Source organism: Streptomyces sp. 5-10 (assembly GCF_014712245.1).
In the GTDB taxonomy this organism is placed as follows: Bacteria; Actinomycetota; Actinomycetes; order Streptomycetales; family Streptomycetaceae; genus Streptomyces; species Streptomyces violaceusniger.
On the sequence record NZ_JACVYG010000002.1, the window covers coordinates 280,505 to 307,379 of the forward strand.

The following is a 26,875-nucleotide window of genomic DNA, read 5'->3' on the forward strand; positions in this document are numbered from 1 at the left end:
ACATGGCTCTCACCCAGTCCGACATCGACCGCGAACTCGCGCAGGTACGGGAGTCGTACGACAAGGCGCGCGCCGAGGGGGCTCCCGCCACCGACCACCCGCCGCGCGACTTCCCCCCGTACCGCAGTAGTGTGCTGCGCCACCCCAAGCAGCCGCTGGTCGCGGTGCACGGCGACCCGGAGACCGTGGAGCTGCACACCCCGGTCTTCGGCCACACCGACATCACCGCGATCGACAACGACCTCACGGTGCAGCACCAGGGCGAGCCGCTCGGCGAGCGCATCACCGTCTCCGGACGGCTCCTGGACAGCCGGGGCCGCCCCGTCCGGGGGCAGCTCATCGAGCTGTGGCAGGCCAACGCGTCGGGCCGCTACGCCCATCTGCGCGATCAGCACCCCGCGCCGCTCGACCCCAACTTCACCGGTGTGGGGCGGACGTTGACCGGCGACGACGGTTCGTACCACTTCACCACCATCAAGCCGGGCGCGTATCCGTGGCGCAACCACGAGAACGCCTGGCGCCCGGCGCATCTGCACTTCTCCGTCTTCGGCTCGGCGTTCACCCAGCGGCTGGTCACCCAAATGTACTTCCCCGGCGATCCGCTCTTCGTCCACGACCCGATCCTGCAGTCGGTGACGGACGACTCGGCGCGGCAACGGCTGGTCGCCCGTTACGACCACGCGCTGTCGCGGCCGGAGTGGTCGCTGGGCTACCGCTGGGACATCGTGCTGGACGGGCCGTCCGCCACGTGGATCGAGGAGGGGCGCTGATGAACGAGAGGCTCGCACCCGGGCAAGGGCTCGCACCCGGGCAGGGGCTCGCGCCCAGCGAAAGCGCCTCCGCTGAGAGGCTCGCGCCCAGCGAAAGCGCCTCCGCCGAGAGGCTCGCGCCCACCCCCTCCCACACCGTGGGCCCCTTCTACGGCTACGCCCTGCCCTTCCCCGGCGGCGGCGAAATGGCCCCGGCGGGCCACCCCGACGCCATCACGCTGCACGGCTATGTCCGCGACGGCGAGGGAGCCCCCGTTCCGGACGCGCTGGTGGAGCTGTGGCAGGCGGGCCCGGACGGCTCGCTCGCCGGCGCGGGCGGGTCGATGCGGCGCGACCCGGTGACCGGCGGCTTCCTCGGGCGCAACGGCGTGGACTTCACCGGCTTCGGCCGCATCGCCACCGACGCGGACGGCCACTGGACGGCCCGTACGCTGCCGCCGGGCGGCCCGGCCGCGCCCGCCGCCCCGTACATCAGCGTGTGCGTCCACGCCCGGGGGCTGCTGCACCACCTCTTCACCCGCGTGTACTTCCCGGAGAACGCCGAGGCCAACGCGGCCGATCCGCTGCTCGCCTCGCTGGATCCGGCGCGCCGCGAGACGCTGGTGGCGACGGCGGCGTCCCCGCCGGGGACCTATCGCTTCGACATCCGCCTGCAAGGCGAAGGGGAGACGGTTTTCCTTGAGTTCCGCTAGTCCTGGTGGTCCTGGTAGTCCTGGTGATCCTGGTACGTCCGGCAGCGACGACGTGGGGCTGCTGTCCCCGGTGCGGGCCGGGTCGGCGGTGGAGGCCGCCACGGGCGACACGGCGTTTCTGCGGGCCATGCTGGACGCCGAGGCCGCGCTGGCGCGGGTGGTGGCACCGGCCGGTGCGGCGGAGGCGGTGGCGGGCGCGGCCCGCGTCGAGCTGTACGACGTACGCGATCTGGCGCTGCGCGCCCGCGCCGGGGGCAACCCGGTCATCCCGCTGGTCGCCGATCTCACGGCGGCGGTGGCCCGTACGGACGGCGAGGCCGCGTCGTACGTCCACCGGGGCGCGACCAGCCAGGACATCGTGGACACGGCCATGATGCTGGTGGCCGCGCGGGCACTGTCGCTGATCGTGGCCGATCTGGAGCGTACGGCGGCGGAGCTGGCGCGGCTCGCCGCCGCGCACCGCGACACCCCGATGCCCGGCCGCACCCTCACCCAGCACGCCGTGCCCACCACCTTCGGGCTGAAGGCGGCGGGCTGGCGGGCGCTCGTCCTGGACGCCCGCGACCGGCTCGCGGCGCTGCGGCCGCCCGCCCAACTGGGCGGTGCGGCGGGCACGTTGGCCGCCTTCGACGGCGGGGTTCCGCTGCTGGGCCGGTTCGCCGAGGAGACCGGGCTCGCCGAGCCCGACCTGCCGTGGCACACCCTGCGCACCCCCGTCGCCGACCTGGGCACCGCGCTCGCCTTCGCCGTGGGGGCACTGGGGAAGGTGGCGGCGGATGTGCTGGTGCTCTCGCGGACGGAGATCGGCGAGGTGGCGGAGGGGGCGGGGGGTGGCTCGTCCGCGATGCCCCATAAGTCGAACCCCGTGCGCGCCACGCTGATGGCCGCCGCGGCCCGTCAGGCCCCGGGGCATGCCGCCACCCTGCTCGGCTCGCTCGCCGCGGAGGACGAACGGCCGGGTGGGGCGTGGCATGCGGAGTGGCCGCCGCTGCGGGAGCTGTTGCGGCTCGCGGGGGGTGCCGCCCGGGATGCCGCGGAGCTCGCCTCCGGGCTGCGGGTCTTTCCTGAGCGGATGGCCGCGAACCTGGGGTTGACGGAGGGGCTGATCGTCAGCGAGCGCCTGATCGCCGCGCTTGCGCCGAGGGTTGGCCGGGCCCGGGCGAAGGAGCTGTTGGCGGAGGCGGCGCGGGAGGGGGTGGGGCTGGCCGAAGCGCTGTCGGGGGTCCTGGCGCTTGATCGGCTACGCGAATTGACGGACCCGACCACATACGTGGGCGCGGCCCCCGCCCTGACGGCGCGGGCCCTGGCCCGCGATGCGTAACCCCTGCGGGGGGGGCCTGTCCCCACCCCGCCCCTTCCCGAACCGGGGCGCGGCCCCGGCCCCCGCTGGGGCTCCGCCCCAGACCCCGATTCGGGGGCTCCGCCCCCGAACCCCCACCGGGGCTCCGCCCCTGGACCCCGCTCCTCAATCGCCGGAGGGGCTGGAAGGTACCCCTGGAGAGGCTGGCCATACACCCGGTTGTGGGCAATCGTTCTTCCCCCAGCTACCGCTGGGAGGTGCCCCCTGGCGGAACGGGTGGGCACAACCCACCCACCGGCCCGCACCAGGCAGCGAAACCCCCGGGTCCAGGAGCGAAGCCCATGACTCGGGAAGGCTGGCCCGCGCCCACGCGGCAAACCCCGGGGTCCAGGGGCGAAGCCCATGGTTCGGGAAGGGGCGGGGAGGGGAAAACCCACCGGCCCGCGCCCAGGCAGCGAAACCCCAGGCCCCAGGGGGGAGCCCATCGTTCGGGAAGGAGCCGAAAACCCCCCACCGCACAACACAACCCGCCCACCCACCGGAGCACCCCCGGAGCACCCACCCCATGACCAACAACCGTCCGCACCACAACCTCACCGGACCCCCCACCGCCCCACCCCTCATCCTCGGCCCCTCCCTCGGCACCTCCCTCGCCGTCTGGGAGCCCCAGCTCCCCGCGCTTGCCCGGGAGCACCGGGTGTTGCGGTGGGATCTGCCCGGCCACGGCGGGTCGCCCGTCGCGCCGCTGCCCTCGGACGGCTCGGCCACCATCGACGATCTCGCCGCCCTCGTGCTGCGGCTCGCCGACGATCAGGGGTGGGAGCGGTTCGCGTACGCGGGGATTTCGATCGGCGGCGCGGTCGGGCTGCACCTCGCCGCACACCACCCCGACCGGATCAGCCGACTCTCCGTCGTCTGCTCCTCGGCCCGGTTCGGCGACCCCGCCGTCTGGCGTGAGCGGGCCGCGCTCGTACGGGCCGAGGGGACGGAGGCGATGGTGGCGAGCCGCCCCGGCACCTGGTTCTCGCCCGACTTCGCCCACACGCCCCTCGCCACCGCGCTGATCGAGGATCTGCGGGCCACCGACCGTGCGGGCTATGCCGCCTGCTGCGACGCTCTCGCCGCGTACGACATGACGGCCGACCTGGCGAAGATCACGGCGCCCACCCTCGTCGTGGCCGGTCGCGACGACCCCGCGACCCCGCCCTCCCACGCCCGCCGGATCGCCGACGCGGTGCACGGCGCGAGCCTGCTCGAGGTCGCCGGGGCGGCGCACCTCGCGGGCGTGGAGCGGCCGGAGGCGGTCACCGGGGCGCTGCTCACCCACCTCAACGGACCGGCGCCGTCGCAACTGCGGGACGACGCCTCACGCCACGCCGCCGGGATGGCGGTGCGCCGGGCCGTCCTCGGGGACGCCCACGTGGATCGCGCGGTGGCCCGGACGACCCCGTTCACCGCCCGCTTCCAGGACTTCATCACCCGCTACGCCTGGGGCGAGATCTGGACCGCCGACGGGCTGGACCGGCGGACCCGCAGCTGTATCACCCTCACCGCGCTGATCGCCCACGGCCATGACGCCGAACTGGCCATGCACATCCGGGCCGCGCTCAGCAACGGGCTCACCCGCGAGGAGATCGGCGAGGTGCTGCTCCAGTCGGCGATCTACTGCGGCGTCCCGGCCGCCAACTCGGCCTTCGCCACCGCCCAGCGCGTCTTCGACGAGATCGACGCCGAGCCGGACCTCGACATGGACACGGACACCGACACCGGCCTCGACATCGACACCGACACCGACATCGACACCGACACCGACATCGACTCAGCGTCACATTCCGATACCGAAAAGTGACATCCCCCCGCAACACCTCTGTCGTAATCCGCCTCCATCGTTGATCGTTGTGTCATACGGAGACCGGGAGACGAGGGGGCGCACACCAATGTCCATGAGTCGCCGAAGGCTGCTGGGTGCGGGCGGAGGGCTGGCCCTCACGGGCGCGCTCGCCTCCGCCTGTGGGTCGAACACCGGGCGGGACGGCGATGACCACGCCGGCCAGCCGGTGCTCGAGCAGTGGTACCACCAGTACGGCGAGCCCGGCACCGAACAGGCCGTCAGGCGCTATGCCGACGCGTTCGAGAGGGCCAACGTCCAGGTGCAGTGGCGGCCGGGCAACTACGACCAGCAGACCGCCGCCGCGCTGCTCACGAAGTCCGGCCCGGACGTCTTCGAGGTCAACGGCCCGACGCTGGACCAGATCCAGGGCGGTCAGGTGGTCGACCTCACCGATCTCCTCAGCGAGGCCAAGGACGACTTCAACCCGGCCGTGCTCGCCCCGAAGACGTATCAGGGCAAGATCTGGGCCGTACCGCAGGTCATCGACACCCAGTTGCTCTACTACCGCAAGAGCATGCTCGAGGACGCGGGCGTGGAGCCGCCGCGCAGCCTCGACGCGCTGATCGACGCGGCGAAGGAGCTGACCACCAAGCACGTCAAGGGGCTCTTCCTCGGCAATGACGGCGGCCCCGGCGTCCTCGGCGGCACCCCGCTCAACGCCGCCGGGCTCACGCTGGTCACCGAGGACGGCGAGGTCGGCTTCGACGACCCGGCCGCCGCCCGGACGCTCGGCAAGCTGCGTCACCTCTACGCCGAGAAGTCGCTGCTGCTCGGGGCGCCCTCCGACTGGTCGGACCCGGCCGCGTTCACCCAGGGGCTCACCGCCATGCAGTGGTCCGGGCTGTGGGCGCTGCCGCAGGTGAAGAAGGCGCTGGGGGACGACTTCGGGGTGCTGCCGTTCCCCCGGGACGGGGCGCACGGCGCGCCCGCGGTGCCGGTCGGCGCGTACGGGGCGGCGGTCAGCGCCCGGGCCCGGCACAAGGCGCTGGCGAAGGCGTATGTGAAGTGGCTGTGGATCGAACGGACCGACTACCAGGAGGACTTCGCGCTCCGCTACGGCTTCCACATCCCCGCCCGGATCTCGCTCGCCACGAAGGCGGCCAAGCTGCGGCAGGGCGCGGCCGGTGAGGCGGTGCGCTACGCCACCGACCACGGCCACGCCGAGCCGCTGCTGTGGACCTCCGCGAGCCGTACGGCCTACCAGGACGCGCTGAGCCGGATCATCAAGGGCGGGGCCGATCCGGACGGCGAGCTGCGGTCGGTGGTCCGCAAGACCGAGGCCGAGCTGCGGCGCGTGCGGAAGAAGAGCTGATGCGGGGAAGGTGGGGGACGCGGGGGGCGCGGGGAACGCGGGGGGCGTTCGTCCGCGGGCTCCTGGGCCCGCAGAACCGCCATCTGTGGTTCTGGATATTCGTCGGCCCGTTCGTCCTGGGGCTGACCCTCTTCACCTACGTCCCGCTGGCCTGGAGCGTCTACCTCAGCTTCTTCGACGCGCACAACACCGTCTCGCCCACGGACTTCGTCGGCTTCGACAACTACACGGCGATGCTGGGCGACGACGCGTTCACCGGCAGCCTGGTGACCTTCCTGGTCTTCACGGCGTTCATCGTCCCGGCCACCTACGTGCTCTCGCTCGCGCTGGCGCTGATGGTCAACCGGCTGCGCTGGGCGCAGGCGTTCTTCCGGTCGGTGTTCTTCCTGCCGGTGGCGTGCTCGTATGTGGTGGCGGCGCTGATCTGGAAGATGTCGATCTTCAACGGGGTGCGCTTCGGGCTGGCCAACACCGTGCTGGACTGGTTCGGCGCCGATCAGATCGCCTGGCTGTCGACCACGGACCCGCCCTGGTACTGGCTGGTCATCGTGACCGTACGGCTGTGGCTCCAGGCGGGGTTCTACATGGTGCTGTTCCTGGCCGGGCTGCAGCGCATCTCCCCGCGGCTGTACGAGGCGGCGGCCGTGGACGGGGCGCGGCCCGGCTGGCAGGTGTTCCGGCACATCACCTTTCCGCAGCTGCGGGCGACCTCGGTCGCGGTGGTGCTGCTGCTGGTGATCAACGCCTTCCAGGCGTTCGACGAGTTCTACAACCTGCTGTCGGACTCCCGCGGCTATCCGCCCTACGCCCGCCCGCCGCTGGTCTACCTCTACTACACGGCGCTGGGCCAGGGCCAGAACCTGGGCCTGGGCAGTGCGGGCGCGGTGATCCTGGCGCTGATCATCGCCGTGGTGACGGTGGTGCAGGCCCGCTGGTTCGGCCTGGGCCGGAAGGAGGACTGATGCCCACTCCCCCGAAGTCGCGCGACGTCCGGCGCCGGAGCACCCGCGACGTCCGGGACGCCCTCGTCGGCGTGGGGCGCGCCGTGCGGCTGGTGCTGCTGCTCGCGCTCGCGCTGGTCTTCCTGATCCCGTTCTACCTGCTGGTGCGCAACGGTCTGTCGAGCGAGGCGGACATCACCTCGCCGGGGTGGACGTTCTTCCCGGGCGAGCTGCACTGGTCCAACGTCCGCGAGCTGTTCGACGACCCCAACGTGCCGATGGCGCACGCGCTGCTCAACTCCTCGCTGATCGCGGTCCTCACCACCGTGGGCACCCTGCTGCTGGCCTCGCTCGCCGGATACGGCCTGGCCCGCATCCCGTACGCCTACGCCAATGTGGTCTTCTACTGGATCCTGGGCACCTTGATGGTCCCGGCGGCGGTCACCTTCGTGCCCAGCTTCGTGCTGGTCAGCTCGCTCGGGTGGGTGTCCACGCTGCGCGGTCTGGTGGTGCCCACGCTGTTCAGCGCGGTCGCGGCGTTCATCTTCCGCCAGTACTTCCTGGGCTTCCCCCGGGAGCTGGAGGACGCGGCGCGGGTGGACGGTCTTGGCTACTGGCGTACGTACTGGCGGGTCGTGGTGCCGAACTCCCGGCCGGTGTTCGCGGCGGTCGGCACGATCGTCTTCATCGGCGCCTGGAACTCCTTCCTGTGGCCGCTGGTCATCGGGCAGGACCGGGACGCGTGGACGGTGCAGGTGGCGCTGTCGACGTTCACCACGGCCCAGACCGTCAACCTCCATGAGCTGTTCGTGGCGGCGGCGGTGTCGATCGTGCCGCTGCTGGTGGTCTTCCTCGTACTCCAGCGCCATATCGTCGCGGGCGTCGAGCGCACGGGCATCGACGACTGAGGCCGGTGCGGCTCATCCGGCGGCCGGGCCGTCGTCCGGCAGCGGGGCGTACCGCCGCAGCCAGGCCTCGGTCTGGGACAGATGCGCGGTGGCGGCCGCGGCGGCGGCCGCCGGATCGCGGGCGGCCATGGCGTTGATCAGCGCCTCGTGGCCGAGGTCGCTGGCCAGCCGCTTCTGCACCTCGCGCAGCCGGGCGACGACCCGCTCGTCGGCGCGGGCGGCGGCCAGCGCGGCGGCCTGGGCCTCCAGGGGGCGGCGGACGTCGAACAGCTCCAGCAGCCCGTCGAGCGGCAGGACGTCCACGGTGGCGGCGAACCCGGCCAGCATCTGCCCGGGGCGCAGCGCCGAGATGAAGGTGCCGGAGCCGTGGCGGGACTCCAGCAGCCCGAGGGCGGCCAGGGAGCGCACCGCCTCGCGCAGCGATCCGCGCGAGACGCCGAGCCGCGCACAGAGTTCGGGCTCGGCGGGGAGCTGCTGCCCGGGGGTCAGCTCACCCTTGGCGATCATGGCGCGGAGGCCGTCCGCCGCCTCGTCGGTCGCGGTCATCCCGCCACCCCTTCCTGCCCGGAAAGCCTCATCCGCGCCCTGACGGCCCCCGTCCGCTCGTGGCGACCGGCGGCAGCGCCGCCGGTGCCGCCGGTGCCCCGAAGACGCGCTCCCCCGGCGCCCCGCCCCGCAGCAGCGCCGCCCCCAGCGGGGTCAGCGTGTGCAGGACGGCGCTGCCCTGGCGCAGGGTGTGCACCAGGCCCGCCTCGCGCAGCACACTGGCGTGCTGACTGGCCGAGGCCAGCGATACGCCCACCCTGCGGGCCAGTTCACTGGTCGTACAGCCGCCGCCGACCTCCAGCAGCACCGCCGAGCGGGTCTGCCCGACCAGCTTGCCGAGCGTCCGGGCGGACCCGGACTCGGCCCCGGCCCCGGCCCCGGACCCGGACGCCACGGCGGGCCGCTGCTCGGGGCGGGGTATCACACCGCACCGGGCGTGTTCGACGGGGTAGACCAGAACGGGCGTCAGCTCCGGGTTCCGGTAGGTCACCGGCGTCCCCCGGCAGAAGAACGACGGCAACAGCAGCAACCCCCGCCCCCGCAGCCACAGATCGCGATCCACCGGATAGTCGACCTCCAGCACGGGCGCCCGCCACCGCATCGTCGGCGGCAGCGAGGCCAGCAACCCATCGGCGCCCCCGTCCAGCAGGGCGCGGCCCCGGGCCACCCGGTCGGCCTCGATCCGGGCCTGGATATGCGGCCAGTACGGGGCGACGGCGGCCTGGTGGTAGGCGCGCAGCGTGCTGATCAGCCGGTCCAGCGATCTCCGCTCGCCCTGCGCCAGATCCCGTATCCACCCCGGGAGCGCCCGGGCCGCCGGAAGCCCGGCCAGCTCCGTATGCAAGCGCTCACCCGGGATGGCGCGCAGCGCGGACATCGCGGCATCGCAACCGATTACCTCTTCGGCGGGTGTCAGGAAGTCCGGGAAATAGCCCCGCGACGGAATGAGCGGCGCAAGCAGCCGCGCTTCGCCATTGAGTCGGTTTCGCGCCTCCGAACGCCATTTCCCGTATACGGACTCGGCCCGGTTCTCCCGCAACCTATGGAAACTTAAAACGGTTTCCCAGAGCGCGTCCGGGCGGACCGCCATCCGCAGCCGGGCCAGATCGAGTTCACTGAAATGAACACGGAGCACCAGACCCCCACACGTGACATTGCGACCGCCCCCCGATCACCGATGAGTATGCACGCTGGCACGGTCAGTCACCACGCCCTTTTGGCCAGATGTGAAACGGGGAGCGGCGCGGAGCCCGGAAGAGGAAAGCTGTTCCCCAGGAAAGCCGGGGCCACCGGGAAAAGCTTCCGGCGGCCGTCCGGAATTCAACAGGCGGTGCTCAGAGCCAGTTTGCTCGTTCCCGTGGGGGGTGACGAGTACGTTACGGCGACTGGGCACTTGTGTTGCCGCACGTAGCCGATGCGCGCGGCAACAGCTCCCGTGGGGGGAGTGAGAGGGGGCGGCACCTCCGCACAAGGTGCCGCCCCCTTTGAGATCCGGAGCCACCGCCGGGGGTGAGGGTGGGTGTTCCCGGCGCCGGCTCCGGTGGTCTTATGGGCTCCTACCGGCCATTGGCCGCCGCGCGGCCGGCCTCCAGGCGGGCCACGGGGATGCGGAACGGGGAGCAGGAGACGTAGTCCAGGCCCACCTCGTGGAAGAAGTGGACGGACTCCGGGTCGCCGCCGTGCTCACCGCAGACGCCCAGCTTGAGGTCGGGGCGGGTGGCGCGGCCCGCCTGGGCGGCGTCGCGGACGAGGGAGCCGACGCCGTCCTTGTCGATGGTCTCGAACGGGCTGACGCCGAAGATGCCCTTCTCCAGGTAGGCGGTGAAGAAGCTGGCCTCGACGTCGTCACGGGAGAAGCCCCAGACGGTCTGGGTGAGGTCGTTGGTGCCGAAGGAGAAGAAGTCGGCGGATTCGGCGATCTGGGCGGCGGTCAGCGCGGCGCGCGGCAGCTCGATCATGGTGCCGAGGGTGAGCTTGAGGTCCACGCCCCGGGCCCGCTCGACCTCCGCGATGACCCGCTCGGCCTCCTCGCGGACGATCTCCAGCTCCTGGACCGTGCCGACCAGCGGAATCATGATCTCGGCCCGCGGGTCGCCCTTGACGCCCAGGCGCTCGGCGGCGGCCTCGGCGATCGCCCGCACCTGCATGGCGAACAGCCCCGGAATGACCAGGCCCAGGCGGACCCCGCGCAGGCCGAGCATCGGGTTCTGCTCATGCAGCCGGTGGACGGCCTGGAGCAGCCGCAGATCGTTCTCGTTGTGGTCCTTGCGGGACTCGGCGAGCGCGACGCGCACCGACAGCTCGGTGATGTCGGGCAGGAACTCGTGCAGCGGCGGGTCGAGCAGCCGGACGGTGACCGGCAGCCCGTCCATCGCCTCGAAGAGCTCGACGAAGTCGTCCTTCTGCAGCGGCAGCAGCTCGCCCAGCGCGGTGTCCCGCTCCTCGTCGGTGTGGGCGAGGATCAGCCGCTCGACCTTCTCCCGGCGCTCGCCGAGGAACATGTGCTCGGTGCGGCACAGCCCGATGCCCTGGGCGCCGAACCGCCGGGCGCGGGCGGCGTCCTCGGCGTTGTCCGCGTTGGCCCGTACGCGCAGCCGGCGCACCCGGTCCGCGTACGCCATGATCCGGTGCACGGCGCCGACCAGCTCGTCGGCCTCGTCGGCGCCCGCGTGCATCCGGCCCTCGAAGTACTCGACGACCGGGGACGGCACGACGGGGACCTCGCCGAGGTAGACCTTGCCGGAGGAGCCGTCGATCGAGACGACGTCGCCCTCCTCGATGACGAGGCCGTCCTTGCCGTCCCGGCCGGGCACCGTCATCCGGCGCCGCTTGGTGTCGACCTCCAGCTCCTCGGCGCCGCACACGCAGGTCTTGCCCATGCCGCGGGCGACGACGGCGGCGTGTGAGGTCTTGCCGCCGCGCGAGGTCAGAATGCCCTCCGCGGCGATCATGCCGTCGAGGTCGTCGGGGTTGGTCTCGCGGCGGATGAGGATGACCTTCTCGCCCGAGCGCGACCATTTGACGGCGGTGTACGAGTCGAAGACGGCCTTGCCGACGGCGGCGCCCGGGGACGCGGCGATGCCCCGGCCGATCTTCTGGACGCTGTCGCCGGAGGCGACCTCGTCGTCGAAGCGCGGGAACATCAGCTGCGCGAGCTGCGCCCCGTTGACCCGGCGCAGCGCCTCGGCCTCGTCGATCAGCCCCTGGTCGACCAGCTGGGTGGCGATCCGGAAGGCGGCCCCGGCGGTGCGCTTGCCGACGCGGGTCTGGAGCATCCACAGCTTGCCGCGCTCGATGGTGAACTCGATGTCGCACAGGTCCTTGTAGTGCGTCTCGAGGGTTTCCATGATCTGCATCAGCTGCTCGTAGGACCGCTGGTCGATCTGCTCGAGGTCGGCCAGCGGCACGGTGTTGCGGATGCCCGCGACCACGTCCTCGCCCTGGGCGTTCTGCAGGTAGTCGCCGTAGACGCCCTGGTGGCCGCTGGCCGGGTCGCGGGTGAAGGCGACGCCGGTGCCCGAGTCGGGGCCGAGGTTGCCGAAGACCATGGAGCAGATGTTGACCGCGGTGCCGAGGTCGTGGGGGATGCGCTCCTGGCGGCGGTAGAGCTTGGCGCGGTCGCCGTTCCAGGAGTCGAACACGGCTCGGACGGCGAGGTCCATCTGCTCGCGCGGCTCCTGCGGGAAGCCCCGGCCGGTCTCCTTGGCGACGATCTCCTTGAACTCGCCGACCAGCTTCTTGAGGTCGGCGGCGTCGAGGTCCACGTCGACGGTGACGCCCTTGGCGCGCTTGGCCTGCTCGATGGCCTCCTCGAAGAGGTCGCCGTCCACGCCGAGCACGGTCTTGCCGAACATCTGGATGAGACGCCGGTAGGAGTCCCAGGCGAACCGGTCGTCACCCGCCTGCGCGGCGAGGCCGGCCACGGACTGGTCGGAGAGGCCGATGTTGAGGACGGTGTCCATCATCCCGGGCATCGAGAACTTGGCGCCGGACCGTACGGACACGAGGAGGGGGTTGTCCGCCTGGCCGAGCTTCTTGCCCATCTTCGCTTCGAGCGCGTCGAGGTGCGCACTCACCTCGTCGCGCAGGGCCGGGGGCTCCGCACCGCTGTCCAGGTAGACCTTGCAGGCCTCGGTGGTGATGGTGAAGCCCGGTGGCACGGGGAGACCGAGATTGGTCATCTCGGCGAGGTTGGCCCCCTTCCCGCCGAGCAGGTCCTTGAGATCCTTGTTGCCCTCGGTGAAGTCGTAAACGAACTTCTGCTGATCTTGTTTTTCCGGCACGGGACTCGATCTCCTCGGCTCGGCTGCCCTGACGGCGGGGAGCGTACCCAGATCAAAGGCTCCTGAGCAGGTCCACTCCACCGTCATACGGCTGTAACCACCCGCCTGCCACGTGTTCGAAAGTGCGGCGCCCGAGCGAGGCTCTTACGAGGTGACTTCAAGCCTCGAACACACACCCACCCTCCGCCCGTGATGGACGCTTGGAATTTCACTATACGTAACCGATGGTTCGAGGTGTCGAACATCAAGTGGGTGGCACTGAGTGCCACGCATTGGAGAGGTGAGCACAGCCGGGTGCCACCGGATCACCCCTCAGTCGCCGCTCATCTGAGCGAAGGCCCGATCAGAGTGGCGAGAATCACGCCTTGCCAGGGCCCATTGTCTCGCCTTTTGGATACAACGAGAGGGGGTACGCTCAGATGAGCGACACGCCGAGAGGGGTGGCCGACCACCTCCGCGGATGCCGAGGGCCGGCTCGTCCGCGGTCCCCTGATGCGGTGCCTCTCCGCATCACGGGCTGGGGCCCGGCGTTCCCCGCGAACGAATCGCGCCATATTTCAGGACGACTGGTCGTTCCCGGGCCCCCACAGCCCCGCGAGGGCTTCGCGGGTCCGAACGGTGCAGTTGTGCTCCTCGCCCAGGACGCGCTCACTGATCTCCAGCACGGCCCGCCATTCGGCCTCCGCCTCGTCGAGGCGGCCGAGGCCCTTGAGGGTGGTGCCGAGGTTGTGTCGGGTCCAGAGGGTGCCGACGTTCTCGGGTCCCAGAACGCGCTGCCGGGCCGTGAGCGTTTCCCGGATCTCCGTCTCGGCCTCGGCGAAGCGGCCCAGCTTGTTGAGCACATTGCCCAGGCTGTGCCGGGCGGCCAGCGTCTCCTTGGCCTCGGCCCCCACAGCTCGCGTGCGCCCCTCGACCACCCGGCGGAACAAGGATTCGGACTCCTCGTAACGCTTCTGGTCGCGCAGCAGGCCGGCCAGTTGGACGAGGGTCAGCAAGGCGCTCGGGTCGTCCGGCCCCAGCACCCGGGCCTCCCCCTCCATGGTCAGGCGGTACTCCCGCTCGGCCTCCTCCACGCGGTCGACGCGCGTCAGGGCCCCGGCACGGCTGTATCGCGCCACCAGCGTCGCCTGGGCGTCCGGTCCCGAGGCGCGGATGCGGCCCTGGAGCACCTCGGTGTACTCCGCCAGCGCCTCCTCGTGTCGTCCGGCCCTCCCCAGGCTGGTCGCCAGTTGGTGCCGGGTGGTGAGGGTGTTGTGATGCCCGTCCCCGAGCACGGCGGTCTGCCGTGCCAGAAGGTCGCGGTAGGCCGCTTGCGCCTCGTCGTACCGCTCCTGGTCGTCCAGGACCTTCGCTCGCGTCCGCAGCGCGGTGAACGAGGTCTCGTGCCGTTCCCCTACGGCGGCGAACGACTCCTCCACCAGTGCGTCGGCCTCGGACTCCGCCTCGGCGTACCGCCGCAGGACGCGCAGGCGCTCGACACGGTTGCGACGCGCCCAGCGCACTCGCCAGTGGGTGGGGCTGAGGCCCGCCGATGTCCTGTCGACCAGATCGTGCCAGAGCGCCTCCGCCTCTTCATGGCGCTGCCTGAGGTTCAGGAGGTCGCCGAGCGTGAAGAGCGCCGTCAACAGCGGCGAATCCACCTCCGATTCCGCCGACGCGGCGCACTCCTCGGCCGCCGCCCGCATCTCGGCCTCCGCCTCGTCGAAGCGATCCAGCCGCCGCAGCGCGGTCGACAGCCAGGCACGTGCGTTGACGGTGTCGTAGTGCGTGGGCCCATACAGTTCCCGCGCCATGGATACCGAGACCCGGATTTCCTCCTCGGCCTCCGCCTCGCGATCGAGGTCCAACAGCAGGCGCCCGCGCCGCAGATGCTTGGCCTGGGCATGCCGCCGGCAGTCGTCGCCCTCCCGGCGCTCCCATGCCTCGATCAGCGTGCGGCACTCCTCCTCCGCCGCCTCGGCCCGCTCGGCGTCGCTCAGCAGATCGACGAGGTAGCCGCGGGCGAAGAGCGTGTAGTCGTGTTCCTCGCCGTGCACCCGTCCCGAGGCCGCGACCACCGCGCGCAGCTCGCGCTCCGCCTCATCGTGCTCCCCGAGCTGGTTCAGGGTGATCGCCAGATGCCCGCGGAGATTGCGGGATTCGAGGTCTTCCCGGGATCCGAGCCCTTCGATCTGCTCCCGCGCCGTCTCCCGCAGTTCGTCCGCGTACTCCGGCCACCCGGCGTCGACCAGCTGCTTGGCCAGGTCGGGCAGGGTCCGCACCCCCCACCAGCCGGTTTCCTCGTTCCGCTCATCGGCTTCGTCCAGCATCTTGTCGACGTAGTCGCGCACCGACTTCGGCAGCCCGTCGTCCGCCGCGATCCGCCGCACCACCGCCATCACCGGCGGCTGGACGCGCTCGGAGGTGTAGGAGCGAGGGGGGAAGGTGGCGGCCGGTACCACCGGCTGCCGTTCCGGCGCCTTCGGCCGCGGCGGCGGCTCCTCCTCCGCCGCGTCCTCCAGCAACCCCAGCCGCGACAGCAGCTCCGGCGACGCCGCCGCGAACGGGCGGGCCTCCTCGGCGACGCGGGAGTCCCCGTGGTCGCCGGAGAGCCGGGCGCGGAACTCGGGGCCGCTGCCCTGGCGGTGCAGCAGGAACTCGGTGACCTGCGCCGCCGTCTCCAGCGCGTCCGACGTCCGGACCGCGTCCAGCAGCAGATCCGCGACGCCGGGGTGGAACTCGTACTCCTCCGCGCTCCCCTCCCGTCCGCGCAGCAGCCCGCCCAGGAACACCTCGGCCAGCTGCGCCGGGTGGAAGCGCTCCCCGCGGCCCGCGCCCGCCTGGTGGATCAGCCGCATCACCGGCAGCGTCAGCGGATGCACGGTGGCCAGCGCCCCGGCCAGGCGCTGGGCCTCGGGCGAGGCGGCGCCCCGGAAGCGGCGCAGCCGCTCCTCGGCCGTCGGCTCGGGGACATGGGCCGTGGCCCGCGCGGCCACCGGCTTCTCCGCGCCGTCCAGCAGCATCACCGGCAGCGGTTCGCCGCCGCCACCCGTACCGGTCAGCGCCGCCCATGTGCCCAGCTCGCCCTCGGCCAGCTCCAGCACGGGCACCGGTGTCGTGCCGTCGTACGACACCAGGCCGCGCGGCAGCACCGGGTGGCGCACCGACAGCGCACGGCCCGGCGCGCCCTCGCGGCCGCCCGCGTCGACCAGCAGCCGCTGGGTGGGCATACCGCGCTCCGGCCACATCCGCGCGGGCAGCGGCTGGAGCACCGCCACCGGCGAGTGGCGGGCCCAGCGGCGCAGCAGCCGCGGAATCGCGCCGCCGCGCCACCCCGGGCCCACCCCGTCCGAGAGGACCAGCATCACGGTGCGGCCGGAGGTGTCGGTGAGCTGGCGGGCGGTGCGGCGCGGGGCGCCGGGGGCGTACGGGCGCGCCCTGAGCACCGGCCGGTCCTCGGGGGCGCTGTCCAGGCCGTAGGTCCGTACGGAACGGAAGGCGCCCTGCCGCTCCAGCAGTCCGCGCACCTCGGCGGCGAGCTGCTGCCACAGCACCATCGACGGGCCGTCGTCCACGATGAGCGCGACGCTCAGCCAGCGCTCCGGGCGGGGGCGCAGCACCACGTCCGGCAGGCCGGTCTCGGCGATCCACTCGGCGGTGGCGGTCTCGTCGACGCGGAAGGACGTACGGGACGGCACGCTGCGCCGCAGCGGCCGCAGCGCGCGGGACAGCCCGCGCGTCCCGGGGAGCGCCCGGACGCCCCGGACGCCGACGGCGCGCGCCGGGCGGGCCGCTGCGGGGCGGGCGGCGCCGGGGGCGTAGAGCCCGGCGGGGACGAGGGGGCCGGACTCGGGTTCGCCGGGGGTGAGGGCCCCGGTGGGCTGCCGCTGGGCGTCCTTCGCCTCGTCCTCGCCGTCGGCCGCGCCGGAGGCGGGAGCGGCGGAACGCCGGGACGGCGCCGGTTCGCCGCCGTCCCCTTCGCCGCGGGCCGGGGCGGTGGTGGCGGCGAACCACAGGACGTCGCGCAGCTCCACCTCGGAGAGCTCGACCCCCGCGTCCTCCAGCAGGGCGCACAGCCGCTCGATCATGGCGCGTCGACGTCGTTCAGCGAGCGGAACAGCTTGTCGAGGACGTCCTGGTCGACCCGCACCCCGGAGGACCGCAGCCGGACCGCGTTGAGCAGCTGGTCGGTGGCCAGCTCCCGCTCGTTGCGCCGGGACACGAAGTCGGCGATCAGCTCCTGGGCCCGCGCGCCGACCTCCTCGCCCAGATGCATGGTGACGATTCTCCGCAGCTGCGCCTCGTCGGGCTGCTTGAGGTCGAGCCGGACGCAGCGGCGCAGGAACGCCGGGGGGAACTCGCGCTCGCCGTTGCTGGTGATGACGACGACGGGGAAGACCCGGCAGCTGACCCAGCCGCTGGTGATCCCGACCTTCTCCCGGGAGCCGGCGATCTGCACGTGGACCGTCTTCCCCTCCCCCAGGCGGGCCAGCTCCGGAATCTCGAACTCGCCCTCCTCGAAGACCGTAAGGAGGTCATTGGGCAGGTCGACATCGCCCTTGTCGAGCTCGTCCACGAGCAGCACGCGCGGTGTGCGGGCCGGAAGGAGCGCGGTGCCGAGCGGGCCGAGCCGGAGGTAGTCGCCGATGTCCGGCTCGGTCCCGGCGCTCTCGTCGGCGCGCCGCTTGAGGGAGGCTTCGCGCAGCCTGCCCACCGCGTCGTACGAGTAGAGGCCCTCGGCGAGCGTGGAGCGGCTGTTGACCGGCCAGTGCAGCACCTCGCCCAGCATCAGCTCGCGGGCGATGGCGTGGGCCAGGGTCGACTTGCCGGTGCCGGGGCGGCCGGTGACCAGCAGCGGGCGGTGCAGGTGCAGCGCCATGTTGACGACGTCGCGGTCCTCGTCGGAGATCAGGTACGGCAGCGGCCGCTCCGTGTCCCGGCGCCGCGCGTCGTCGCCGAAGCGCCGCCACGGCGGGGCGGAGGGCCAGGTCTCCACCTTGTGGGGCCGGGTGTCGCCGCCCTGGAAGAGCCTCCAGTCCTGTGCCATCTTCTTCGTCTCTCCTCAGGGTGCGGACAGGTCGAGTTGGTCGGGGAGCGGGCGGTGCGGATCGTCCCACAGGAGGGCCATATGGCGGCCGTGGTGGCTCTTGTAGGGGTCGCTGTCGGAGCGGAGTTCACGCAGCCGCTGGGGAAGGGAGCGCAGGGGCCGCTCCTCGCCGAGGAGTTCGCGTAGCTCGTCCTCCGCTATGGACGGTTCCGCCTCGCCGTGCCATAGGAGGACGGGCACCCCGCCGAACAGACAGGCGTTGAAGAGATCCGCCCGGGCCCGCGAGGGGGCGGTCGTCAGCGCGCCCGGAGTGTCCATGGACTGCTGGACGACGCGGTACACCTCACCGCAGTCCATATGGCCCGGCAGCCAGCGCAGCTCCTCGGTGCCGGCGGTGCCGACGCGGTTCCAGCGGCGCTTCCACAGATCGTGCCGCTGGGGTTCGCGGAATTCGGTGCAGCGCATGACGACCGGATAGTCGGTGCCCAGATGGCGCTTGACGGGATGGGCGAACTGCCATTGGTGCACGGCCAGTTCGAGGTCGGTGGCGGAGACGAAGAACTCCACCAGGGTGTCCGGGGTGTAGGTCTGGGCGTTCAGCAGGGCTTCGAGGCCGCCCTGTATCTCGTCCAGGGCGGCGGGGGTGTCCACCTTGGCCAGGGCGTGGACGTCCTCGCCGCGCCGCGTCCACACCTCGTACGCACGCCGCTGTCCGGGGCCGCTGGACGGGTGGAGCCGGATCTGAACACTCCCCCGGCTACCGCTGGGAGGTGCCCCCGGATCCTGGGCGAGCCCGGCCGCCTTGACGGCCTCGGCGTACTCCGTGGCCTCGCCGCGCCGCTCCATCAGCTGGCCCTTCAGCCCCAGCCGTTCGGCGCACCGCAGCGACCAGGCGCGCAGCTCGGCGGCGACCGGTCCGTCGTCGACGGCCGCGAAGCGCTCCACGACCCTGAGCAGCTGGGGAAGCCGGTCCGGCTTGGGCAGCAGCTCCTCCAGCGCGTCGGCGAGCCGGACCGGATCGTGGAACTCCAGCTCGACCAGGCCGAACAGCGCCCGGGCCTCCGCGGCGACGTCGCACCGCCCCCGCTGCCCCAGCCGCTCCAGCAACCCGGTCAGCTCCGCGTACTCGGCACGGGTCAGCCACTGGTTCTGCAGCACGTGGCACGCCTTGCGGATCTCCGTGCGGACCGGGGCCTGCGCCGGGGCCCGTGCGCTGAGCTCCGCGAGGAGGGTGACGGTGCCGTGCGGGTTCTCCAGCGCCCAGTCGACCAACTCCTCCGCCGAGGGAGGCGTCGTGGCGGGCGGTTCGGTGGTGAACTGCTCGCAGAGCCCGACGACGACCTCCGCCGCGCGGCCGGGTTCCGCCCCCAGCAGCGCGCCGACCGCGTGGATCAGCTTGCCGCGCTCCCGCCGCTGCTGCTCGTCCAGCGGCGAACGGGGCGGGCCGAGCGGGATGTCCTCGCCGTTCCCGTCCCCCCTGCTGATGTGCACGGTCGGGAACTGCCGCAGGCCCTCCTCCCGGCCCAGCCGGGTGAACTCGTCCTGGACCCCCTGCCACACCCGGTCGAGGTCCGGCGCCACGCCGCCGGCGGAGGCCGCTTGGAGCTGCCGTAACAGCACGGAGGTGAACAGGCCCGCGCCCTGCTGGTTCTTGGACACCGCCCCGGGCTGGCAGGCGCGCATCCAGTAGATCTCGCGGGCGCTGTTGATCTCCGGCTTCGTGGCGAGCTCGTCCGGTTTGGCGACCATCATGTGGGTGCGGAGGGGAAGGGCCTGCCAGCAGGCGTCGATGATCACGGTGACCCGGTCCACGCCCTTCTTCGGCAGATGCTCGGTGCGCAGCAGCGTCATCAGGTTCAGCGCGTCGAGGCCCCGCATGTCCCGGTCCCGCGCCTCCGGGTACAGCAGGCTCCAGCGGCCTCCCGGGGCCTGTACGCCGTGCCCCGCCCAGTAGATCCACAGCCGGTCCGCGTCGAGGGACCGCAGCTCCTCCATGAAGACCTTACGGATGATGTGGCCGTCCGCCGGGCGGTAGTCGCGGTCCGCCGCCTCCACGGCGGCCTTGTTCCCCTCCGTGGGCGAGGCCAGCAGGAGGATGTTCTCCGGCGGCACGCCCAGCCCGGTCAGCCACGTCCGCATCGCGAGCGCGTCGTGCACCGGACCGTCGAGGGTCCAGCTGTCGCTGCCGCTGTACTGCTCGACCGCCACGATCACGGCGTGGGTGCGGCGCCAGTCGTGCTCCACCGCTGTCACTTCGGCAGCTCCGGGGCCAGCAGGTCGTACAGCCGCTGGTGGGCGAAGTACGAGGTGTGGGCGCGCGGGAAGGGCTGGCGGGTGTTGACGCGCAGATCGGTGACCCGGCCGGGGAAGACCTTCTCCCCGACGAAGCCGAGCAGGTCCCGCTCGTCGTAGACGTTGAGCCAGCGGGGGAAGGCGCCGGGCAGCGGTTCGTCACGGCGCAGCGCGGTGAGCGCGTCCAGTTCGTAGAGGAACGGCGCCTGGGAGCCGACCGTCACCAGCAGCTCCACACCGGCGGGCGGATCGGGCTCGGCGAGCAGATCGACACAGGCGATACCGCCGAGGCTGTGGGCGAGCAGCACCACCGGGCCGTTCCCCGACGCGATCTCGTCGCGCACCGCCGCCCGGATCGCGGCGCGCACCCCGGCGCCGCGCACCTGGTAGCGCAGGATGTCGCCACTGGCCGGGACGGACGTGGCGGTAATCCGGCCGCGTTGGGCGTGGGCCAGCCAGGAGAACGGCGAAACGTAGGCGTTGAACGCCCGTACGGCGACGCCCTTCGCGGCACCGGCGACGAATCCGCCCCGGTCGGTGCCGCCCAGCTGATCGGTGAGCGCGCCGACGGCGGCGTCGCGGTCGGCGCCGTCCACCGCGAGCGGCTCGTCGTCGCCGTACGGGCCCTCGGCGCGCCGGACGGCCAGGGCGTACACGGCGCGGGCGGCGATGGGCTCGATGCCGTCGGCGGGCGAGGTGCCGCCCAGGCTGTCGGAGATCTCGTCGGCCACGCGGTCGGCGGCCTCGTCGAGGTGCGGCGCGAGGTCCGCGATGAGCTGCCGCAGGCTGCCGCCGGTCTGCCCGGTGTCAGCGAGCGTCAGGCGGCGCACCGTGTCGGCGACGGTCTCCCAGGGGTCGACGCGGCCGGGCGCGAAGCCCGTCTCCTCGCCGTCGTCGTGCGCCGCCTCCGCGAACTCCCGCAGCTCCGCGAGCGGATCCGCCTCCAGCAGCGCCCATACGGCCAGCGGATCGTCCTCGTCCAGCGCGCCGTCGTCGCCGACGCCGCGGTTCTTCGTGCGCACCGGGAGCGACGCCCCGCCGAGCCCCAGTGAGGCGCCGTGCTCCTCGCCCCAGAAGCAGCGGGCGACCCTGATCTCGGCTCTCACCCGCCCCAGGCCGCTCACGACCCGCGCGAGGCTCTTCTCGTACGACTTGGCCCGGACCCCCGTGCCGTGGACGAAGACGACGCTTGTCACCGATCCCCCCAGATCGTCCAGATCCCACCGCGACCACGAGCCCATCACTTTAACCGGTGATGCCCCCATGTGACCCCCGGACTACCGGGCCCGACCCGCGGCCCGTCCGGCTTACGGCCCCTACCCGGCTCACGCCCCGGTCTACCCGGCTCAGCCGCCGGAGGTGTCCAGTTCGGCGTCCGCGCCGACGCCCGCGCAGTCGTACGGGTCGTCCAGCCAGCCGTCGGGCAGCACCACGCGGTTGCGGCCGGAGGTGCGGCCGCGCGGGCCGTCGGCGCCGGGGGGCCACTCCTGGTCCAGGTCCAGCTCGGCCAGCAGGGCGTCCAGCTCGGCGAGGGACGAGGTGATCGCCAGCCGCTTGCGCATCTCCGAGCCCACCGAGAAGCCCTTGGTGTACCAGGCGACATGCTTACGGAAGTCGATCACGCCGCGCTCCTCGTCCTCCAGCCACTCGGCGAGCAGCTCGGCGTGGCGGCGCATCACGGCCGCGACCTCCTTGAGCGTCGGCCGCGCGTACGCCGGGGCCCCGGGGCCGGAAGGGCCGGAGGAGCCGGAGGAGCCAGAAGGGCCGGACGCCGCCGCCCCGCCGCCCGGTTCGAACGCGGCCACCAGGTCGCCGAAGAGCCAGGGCCGCCCCAGGCAGCCGCGCCCGACGACCACGCCGTCACAGCCCGTCTCGCGCATCATCCGGACCGCGTCGTCGGCGGACCAGATGTCGCCGTTGCCCAGCACCGGGATCTCGGGGACGGCCTCCTTCAGGCGGGCGATCGCCTCCCAGTCGGCGGTGCCGCCGTAGTGCTGGGCCGCGGTGCGGCCGTGCAGGGCGATCGCGGTCACGCCCTCCTCGACCGCGATCCGGCCCGCGTCGAGGTAGGTGATGTGGTCGTCGTCGATGCCCTTGCGCATCTTCATGGTCACCGGCAGCGGGCCGGCGGCGGTCACGGCCTCGCGCAGGATCGAGCGCAGCAGATGCCGCTTGTACGGGAGCGCCGAGCCGCCGCCCTTACGGGTCACCTTGGGCACCGGGCAGCCGAAGTTGAGGTCGATGTGGTCGGCGAGGTCCTCGTCCACGATCATCTGGACGGCCTTGCCGACGGTCACCGGGTCCACCCCGTACAGCTGGATGGAGCGCGGCTTCTCGGTGCCGTCGAAGTGGATCAGCCGCATCGTCTTGGCGTCCCGCTCCACCAGCGCCCGGGTGGTGATCATCTCGCTGACGAACAGCCCCCTACCGCCGGAGAACTCCCTGCACAGGGTGCGGAACGGAGCGTTGGTGATCCCGGCCATGGGTGCCAGAACGACCGGCGGCTGGACCGTGTGCGGTCCGATCCGCAGCTGCGTCCGCTCCGTGTGCGGCGTCTGCGGCGATTGCGTCATGGGATCAGCTTCCTCGTGCGTACTACGGTGAGAGGGCGGGCCGAAGGGCGGGGCCGATCTCTCATTGTCCCGCACCCGCGAGAGGGAACGTGTCCCGCACCCGCGAGAGGGATCGACAGGGCGGTGATGACCGCCACACCGACGGTATCGATGTAGCGTTCAACCATGCGTGAGCTCAGCCATCGGCGGCGCATGCTTGTGCTGGCGATCTGCTGCATGAGCCTGCTGCTCGTCAGCCTCGACAACACGGTCCTCAATGTCGCTCTGCCCTCGATGCGAAGTGATCTGCACGCTTCCGTCTCGGGGATGCAGTGGACGATCGACGCCTACACCCTGGTCCTCGCGGCCCTGCTGATGCTCTCGGGGTCGACGGCCGACCGGGTGGGGCGCAAGCGCACGTTCCAGACCGGGCTAGTGATCTTCTCCCTCGGATCGGGGCTGTGCAGCCTCGCGCCCAACCTGGAAGCGCTGGTGATCTTCCGCATGGTGCAGGCGATCGGCGGTTCGATGCTCAACCCCGTCGCCATGTCGATCATCACCAACGTCTTCACCGAGCCCAGGGAGCGGGCCCGCGCCATCGGGGTCTGGGGCGGGGTCGTCGGCATCAGCATGGCGGCCGGGCCGATCGTGGGCGGGCTGCTGGTGGAGTCCGTCGGCTGGCGCTCGATCTTCTGGATAAACCTTCCGGTCGGGCTCGCGGCGCTGCTCCTCACCGCCCGCTACGTCCCGGAGTCGCGTGCCCCCAGGCCGCGCCGGGCCGACCCCGTCGGCCAGGTGCTGGTCATCGCGGTGCTGGGCTCCCTCACCTACGCGATCATCGAGGCGCCGGACCGTGGCTGGGACTCGCCGCTGATCGCGGCCTGTGCGGGGGTCGCCGTCCTGGGGCTGCTCGCGCTGGTCCGCTACGAGCGGCGGCGTGAGGAGCCGCTGATCGATGTGCGGTTCTTCCACAGCGCGCCGTTCAGCGGGGCGACGGTCGTCGCGGTGTGCGCCTTCGCGGCGCTCGGCGGCTATCTCTTCATGAACACCCTCTATCTCCAGGACGTGCGCGGGCTCAACGCGCTACACGCCGGGCTGTGGATGCTACCCATGGCGTTCATGTGCTTCGTCTGCGCGCCGCTGTCCGGTCGGCTGGTGGGCGCCCGCGGGCCACGGCCGTCGATGCTGGTGGCCGGGGTGGCCATAACGGCCAGCGGAATCCTGTTCGCCGCCTTCGACGCCCAGGCCACCGATGCGGGGCTGCTGATCGGCTATGTGCTGTTCGGCCTCGGCTTCGGCATGGTCAACGCGCCCATCACCAATACGGCGGTCTCCGGGATGCCCCGCTCCCAGGCCGGGGTCGCCGCGGCCGTCGCCTCCACCAGCCGTCAGGTGGGGCAGTCGCTCGGCGTCGCGGTCATCGGCGCGGTGCTGGCGGCGGGCGCCGCGTCGGCGGCGGCGGGCGGGATGGGGCACGCCGCCTCGCCCGCGGCCGCCGCGTCGTTCGTGGACGCGGCCCGTCCCGCGTGGTGGATCATCGCCGCGTGTGGCGCCGTCATCCTGCTGCTGGGGCTGGTGACCACGGGCCGCTGGGCCGAGAAGACGACCCGGCACGCGGCCGCGCTGTTCGAGGAGGGCGCGCCGACGGGCCAGACCTCGGCGAACGCGAAGGCGTAGTGGACGCGAGGGGACGGGAGCCCGGCGTACCGTGCCGCCTGCGGCGGACCGTTCCCCTCCCCGGACGCCCCCCGGGCCCCGTGGGTCAGACCGCCGCCGGGACGGCCTCCTCCGTTGCGGCCTCCTCCTCGAGCGCCAGCGCGTGCAGCCGCTCCAGCCGCTGCTGCGTCTCCGCGTCCGCCGGGGTGTACGTGAGCAGCTTGGAGCCCTGCTGGGGGCCGGTCCACAGGCTGGTGGAGGCCAGCCGGAGGATGCCCACCCGCGACTGGCGGTAGACCTTGATCTTGTCGCCGGGCCGGACCACCTCATGCCGCGCCCAGATCTCCCGGAACTCCGGCGAGGCGTCCTCCAGCCGCTTGACCATCGCCTTCCAGGCGGGCTCGGCCACATGCTCGGCCATGACGGCGCGGAACTTGGCCGCCATCAGCCGGATCGTCTCGTCCCGGTCCACCAGGCTCGAACGCCACTCGTCGTTGGTGAAGGCCAGCCACAGGCAGTTGCGGTCCTCCGGCGCCACCTGGTCCAGGTCGCACATCAGCAGCCGGTAGCTGCGGTTGTAGGCGAGCAGGTCGAAGCGGCTGTTCTGGACGCAGGCGGGGAACGGCTCAAGCCGCTCCAGCATGAGCTGGAGCGCCTGCGGAATGCCCGTGCACTCGCTCGCCGGGGTCGGGTCGATGGCCCCCGCGAGCGCGAAGAGGTGGGCGCGCTCGCTGCGGTCCAGGAGCAGCGCGCGGGCGATGGCGTCGAGGACCTGCGCCGAGACATGGATGTCGCGGGCCTGCTCCAGCCAGGTGTACCAGGTCACACCGACGGTCGAGAGCTGCGCGACCTCCTCGCGGCGCAGTCCGGGGGTGCGCCGGCGGCGGCCCCGGGGCAGCCCCACCTGCTCGGGCGTGATCCGCTCCCGCCGGCTGCGCAGGAACGCGGCCAGCTCGCCCCTCCGTATCTCGGCCCCCGTACTCCTCGTCTCGGCCGCGGCTCCGGCCGTCGCGTCCCGCACCATCGTGGTCATGCCTCCAGGGTGCCTGAGGGCTCATCCCGTTGCCAGGTACTTCTTGTACCAGGATAAAGACACTCTGGTACCAGCCTGAGCGACGCGGGATCTTCGTAAGCGTGACCGAAACACAGATTTCCACGATACGAACGAGCACCGCCGCCCCGGGTGCGGCGAAGACCCCCGGGCGGACGCCCCACACCCCCTCCGGACCCGCGCTGAGCCCCCTCGGGCTGTTCACCGTGCTGCTGGGCGCGGCGCTGCCGCTGATCGACTTCTTCATCGTCAATGTGGCCCTGCCCACCATGGACCGCGACCTCCATGCCGGTCCGGCCGTACTGGAGCTGGTCGTCGCCGGATACGGCGTGGCGTACGCGGTGCTGCTGGTCCTCGGCGGGCGGCTGGGCGACACCTTCGGGCGGCGCCGGCTCTTCCTCGCCGGGATGGCGGCCTTCGGGCTGACCTCGCTGGCCTGCGGGCTCGCGCCGGACGCCTGGAGCCTGGTGGGTGCCCGGGTGGCGCAGGGCGCCTCGGCCGCGCTGATGCTTCCGCAGGTGCTGGCCACGATCCACTCCTCGACCAGCGGTTCGCGCCGCGCCCGCGCGCTCAGCATGTACGGCGCGACGGCCGGTCTGTCCATGGTCGCGGGGCAGATCCTGGGCGGTGTGCTGGTGGCCGCGGACATCGCGGGCACCGGGTGGCGCGCCGTCTTCCTGGTCAATGTGCCAGTCGCGCTGATCGGCCTGGTGCTCGCGGTCCGTACGGTCCCCGAGACCCGCTCGGAGCGGCCCGCGCCGGTGGACGTGCCGGGCACGGTGCTGCTGGCCCTGTCGCTGATCACGCTGATGGTGCCGCTGACCGAGGGGCGGGCGGCGGGCTGGCCGCTGTGGACCTGGCTGGGTCTTGGCGCGTTCCCGTTCGTGGCCGCCGCGTTCTACGTCGTGGAGCGGCGCGCGGACCGCGCGGGGAAGACGCCGCTGCTGCCACCGAGCCTGTTCGCGCTGCCCGGGCTGCGGCGCGGGCTGGTGATGGTGGTGCCGTTCTCGATCGGTTTCGGCGGCTTCATGTTCGTCATCGCGGTCGCGCTGCAGCAGGGGCTGCGGTACGGGCCGGTGGAGGCCGGGCTGGCGCTGGCGCCGATGGCCACGACGTTCTTCGTGGCCTCGCTGATGGGGCCGCGCCTGGTGGGCCGGTACGGCAGCCGCGTGGTGACCACGGGCGGGCTGATCCAGGCCGTGGGCGTCGCGCTGCTGATGCTGGCCGTATGGCGGGACTGGCCGGATCTGTCACTGGTCGGGCTGCTGCCGGGCGTCGCGCTGGCCGGGTTCGGACAGGGGCTCCAGCTGCCGGTGCTGATCCGGATCGTGCTGGCCGATGTGCCGAGCGAGCGGGCCGGGGTGGGGAGCGGCGTGATGGTCACCACCCAGCAGTCGGCGCTGGCGCTGGGCGTGGCGACGCTCGGCACGCTCTTCCTGTCCCTGGAGCCGTCGGCGGGCATGGGTGACGCACTGGTCATCACGCTCGCGGCCCAGCTGGCGGCGATCGCGCTGACCCTGCTGATGAGCCTGCGGCTGCCGCGCAAGGTGGCGTAGGGGGTCACGGAACAAGCGAGACGAGCGAACAAGCCGAACAAGCCGAACAAGCGGAGCAGACGGCCGGAGTGACTGGTAGGCGATGACAGATATTGAAAT

General features: G+C 72.3%; 18 protein-coding genes. 9 read left to right on the forward strand and 9 right to left on the reverse strand.

The window, feature by feature from the left end:
* Window positions 1-2 precede the first annotated feature (2 nt).
* The 7 genes from pcaH (at window position 3) to IEJ02_RS03680 (ending at window position 7,814) form a co-directional block, all read left to right on the forward strand.
* Window positions 3-770, forward strand: coding sequence for a protocatechuate 3,4-dioxygenase subunit beta (gene pcaH / locus IEJ02_RS03650; RefSeq protein ID WP_191063326.1), 768 nt, complete (start codon window positions 3-5; stop codon window positions 768-770).
* Window positions 770-1,462 carry a protocatechuate 3,4-dioxygenase subunit alpha gene (gene pcaG, locus IEJ02_RS03655; protein WP_191063327.1) on the forward strand — a complete coding sequence of 231 codons (693 nt, stop codon included), beginning with the start codon at window positions 770-772 and terminating at the stop codon, window positions 1,460-1,462. The genes pcaH and pcaG overlap by 1 nt, the downstream gene beginning before the upstream one ends.
* Window positions 1,449-2,783, forward strand: a complete 1,335-nt coding sequence (pcaB, locus tag IEJ02_RS03660) for a 3-carboxy-cis,cis-muconate cycloisomerase (protein WP_223863303.1) — start codon at window positions 1,449-1,451, stop codon at window positions 2,781-2,783. Before pcaG ends, pcaB begins: the two co-directional genes overlap by 14 nt.
* 544 nt (window positions 2,784-3,327) lie before the next feature.
* Window positions 3,328-4,611 carry a bifunctional 3-oxoadipate enol-lactonase/4-carboxymuconolactone decarboxylase PcaDC gene (pcaDC, locus tag IEJ02_RS03665; RefSeq protein ID WP_191063328.1) on the forward strand — a complete coding sequence of 428 codons (1,284 nt, stop codon included), beginning with the start codon at window positions 3,328-3,330 and terminating at the stop codon, window positions 4,609-4,611.
* A gap of 88 nt (window positions 4,612-4,699) precedes the next feature.
* Window positions 4,700-5,965 (forward strand): ABC transporter substrate-binding protein, encoded by a 1,266-nt coding sequence (locus IEJ02_RS03670; RefSeq protein ID WP_191063329.1) that lies wholly within the window; start codon window positions 4,700-4,702, stop codon window positions 5,963-5,965.
* Window positions 5,965-6,927 (forward strand): carbohydrate ABC transporter permease, encoded by a 963-nt coding sequence (locus IEJ02_RS03675; RefSeq protein WP_191063330.1) that lies wholly within the window; start codon window positions 5,965-5,967, stop codon window positions 6,925-6,927. The genes IEJ02_RS03670 and IEJ02_RS03675 overlap by 1 nt, the downstream gene beginning before the upstream one ends.
* Window positions 6,927-7,814 (forward strand): carbohydrate ABC transporter permease, encoded by an 888-nt coding sequence (locus IEJ02_RS03680; RefSeq protein WP_191063331.1) that lies wholly within the window; start codon window positions 6,927-6,929, stop codon window positions 7,812-7,814. The genes IEJ02_RS03675 and IEJ02_RS03680 overlap by 1 nt, the downstream gene beginning before the upstream one ends.
* A gap of 12 nt (window positions 7,815-7,826) precedes the next feature.
* Here the strand turns inward: IEJ02_RS03680 and IEJ02_RS03685 are convergent, their stop codons facing one another.
* The 8 genes from IEJ02_RS03685 to dusB form a co-directional block, all read right to left on the reverse strand.
* Window positions 7,827-8,360, reverse strand: a complete 534-nt coding sequence (locus IEJ02_RS03685) for a FadR/GntR family transcriptional regulator (RefSeq protein ID WP_191063332.1) — start codon at window positions 8,358-8,360, stop codon at window positions 7,827-7,829.
* Between the two features lie 28 nt (window positions 8,361-8,388).
* Complete coding sequence (locus IEJ02_RS03690; protein ID WP_191063333.1) at window positions 8,389-9,495, reverse strand: ArsR/SmtB family transcription factor; 1,107 nt, start codon at window positions 9,493-9,495, stop codon at window positions 8,389-8,391.
* A gap of 421 nt (window positions 9,496-9,916) precedes the next feature.
* Window positions 9,917-12,643: a pyruvate, phosphate dikinase gene (gene ppdK, locus IEJ02_RS03695; protein WP_191063334.1), complete on the reverse strand. Its 2,727-nt coding sequence runs from the start codon at window positions 12,641-12,643 to the stop codon at window positions 9,917-9,919.
* A 557-nt stretch (window positions 12,644-13,200) separates the two neighbouring features.
* Complete coding sequence (locus tag IEJ02_RS03700; RefSeq protein WP_191063335.1) at window positions 13,201-16,710, reverse strand: SAV_2336 N-terminal domain-related protein; 3,510 nt, start codon at window positions 16,708-16,710, stop codon at window positions 13,201-13,203.
* A complete protein-coding gene (locus IEJ02_RS03705) occupies window positions 16,707-17,669 on the reverse strand; it encodes an AAA family ATPase (protein ID WP_191063336.1) in 963 nt (320 codons plus the stop codon). The genes IEJ02_RS03700 and IEJ02_RS03705 overlap by 4 nt, the downstream gene beginning before the upstream one ends.
* Window positions 17,670-17,684: 15 nt before the next feature.
* Window positions 17,685-19,922, reverse strand: coding sequence for a VMAP-C domain-containing protein (locus tag IEJ02_RS03710; RefSeq protein ID WP_191063337.1), 2,238 nt, complete (start codon window positions 19,920-19,922; stop codon window positions 17,685-17,687).
* Window positions 19,919-21,157 (reverse strand): lipase family protein, encoded by a 1,239-nt coding sequence (locus IEJ02_RS50230; RefSeq protein WP_191063338.1) that lies wholly within the window; start codon window positions 21,155-21,157, stop codon window positions 19,919-19,921. The genes IEJ02_RS03710 and IEJ02_RS50230 overlap by 4 nt, the downstream gene beginning before the upstream one ends.
* Window positions 21,158-21,307: 150 nt before the next feature.
* Window positions 21,308-22,534, reverse strand: coding sequence for a tRNA dihydrouridine synthase DusB (gene dusB, locus IEJ02_RS03720; protein WP_191063339.1), 1,227 nt, complete (start codon window positions 22,532-22,534; stop codon window positions 21,308-21,310).
* Window positions 22,535-22,699: 165 nt separating this feature from the next.
* On the opposite strand from dusB, the gene IEJ02_RS03725 reads away from it, so the two are divergent.
* On the forward strand, window positions 22,700-24,190 hold the full coding sequence (locus tag IEJ02_RS03725; protein WP_191063340.1) for an MFS transporter: 1,491 nt from the start codon (window positions 22,700-22,702) through the stop codon (window positions 24,188-24,190).
* Window positions 24,191-24,275: 85 nt separating this feature from the next.
* Here IEJ02_RS03725 and IEJ02_RS03730 read toward each other — a convergent pair whose 3' ends face one another.
* Window positions 24,276-25,193 carry a helix-turn-helix transcriptional regulator gene (locus IEJ02_RS03730; RefSeq protein ID WP_191063466.1) on the reverse strand — a complete coding sequence of 306 codons (918 nt, stop codon included), beginning with the start codon at window positions 25,191-25,193 and terminating at the stop codon, window positions 24,276-24,278.
* A gap of 110 nt (window positions 25,194-25,303) precedes the next feature.
* Here IEJ02_RS03730 and IEJ02_RS03735 point away from each other — a divergent pair, with 110 nt between their 5' ends.
* Entirely contained in the window at window positions 25,304-26,776 is a 1,473-nt protein-coding gene (locus IEJ02_RS03735) for an MFS transporter (protein ID WP_191063341.1), read from the forward strand.
* Window positions 26,777-26,875: the final 99 nt, after the last annotated feature.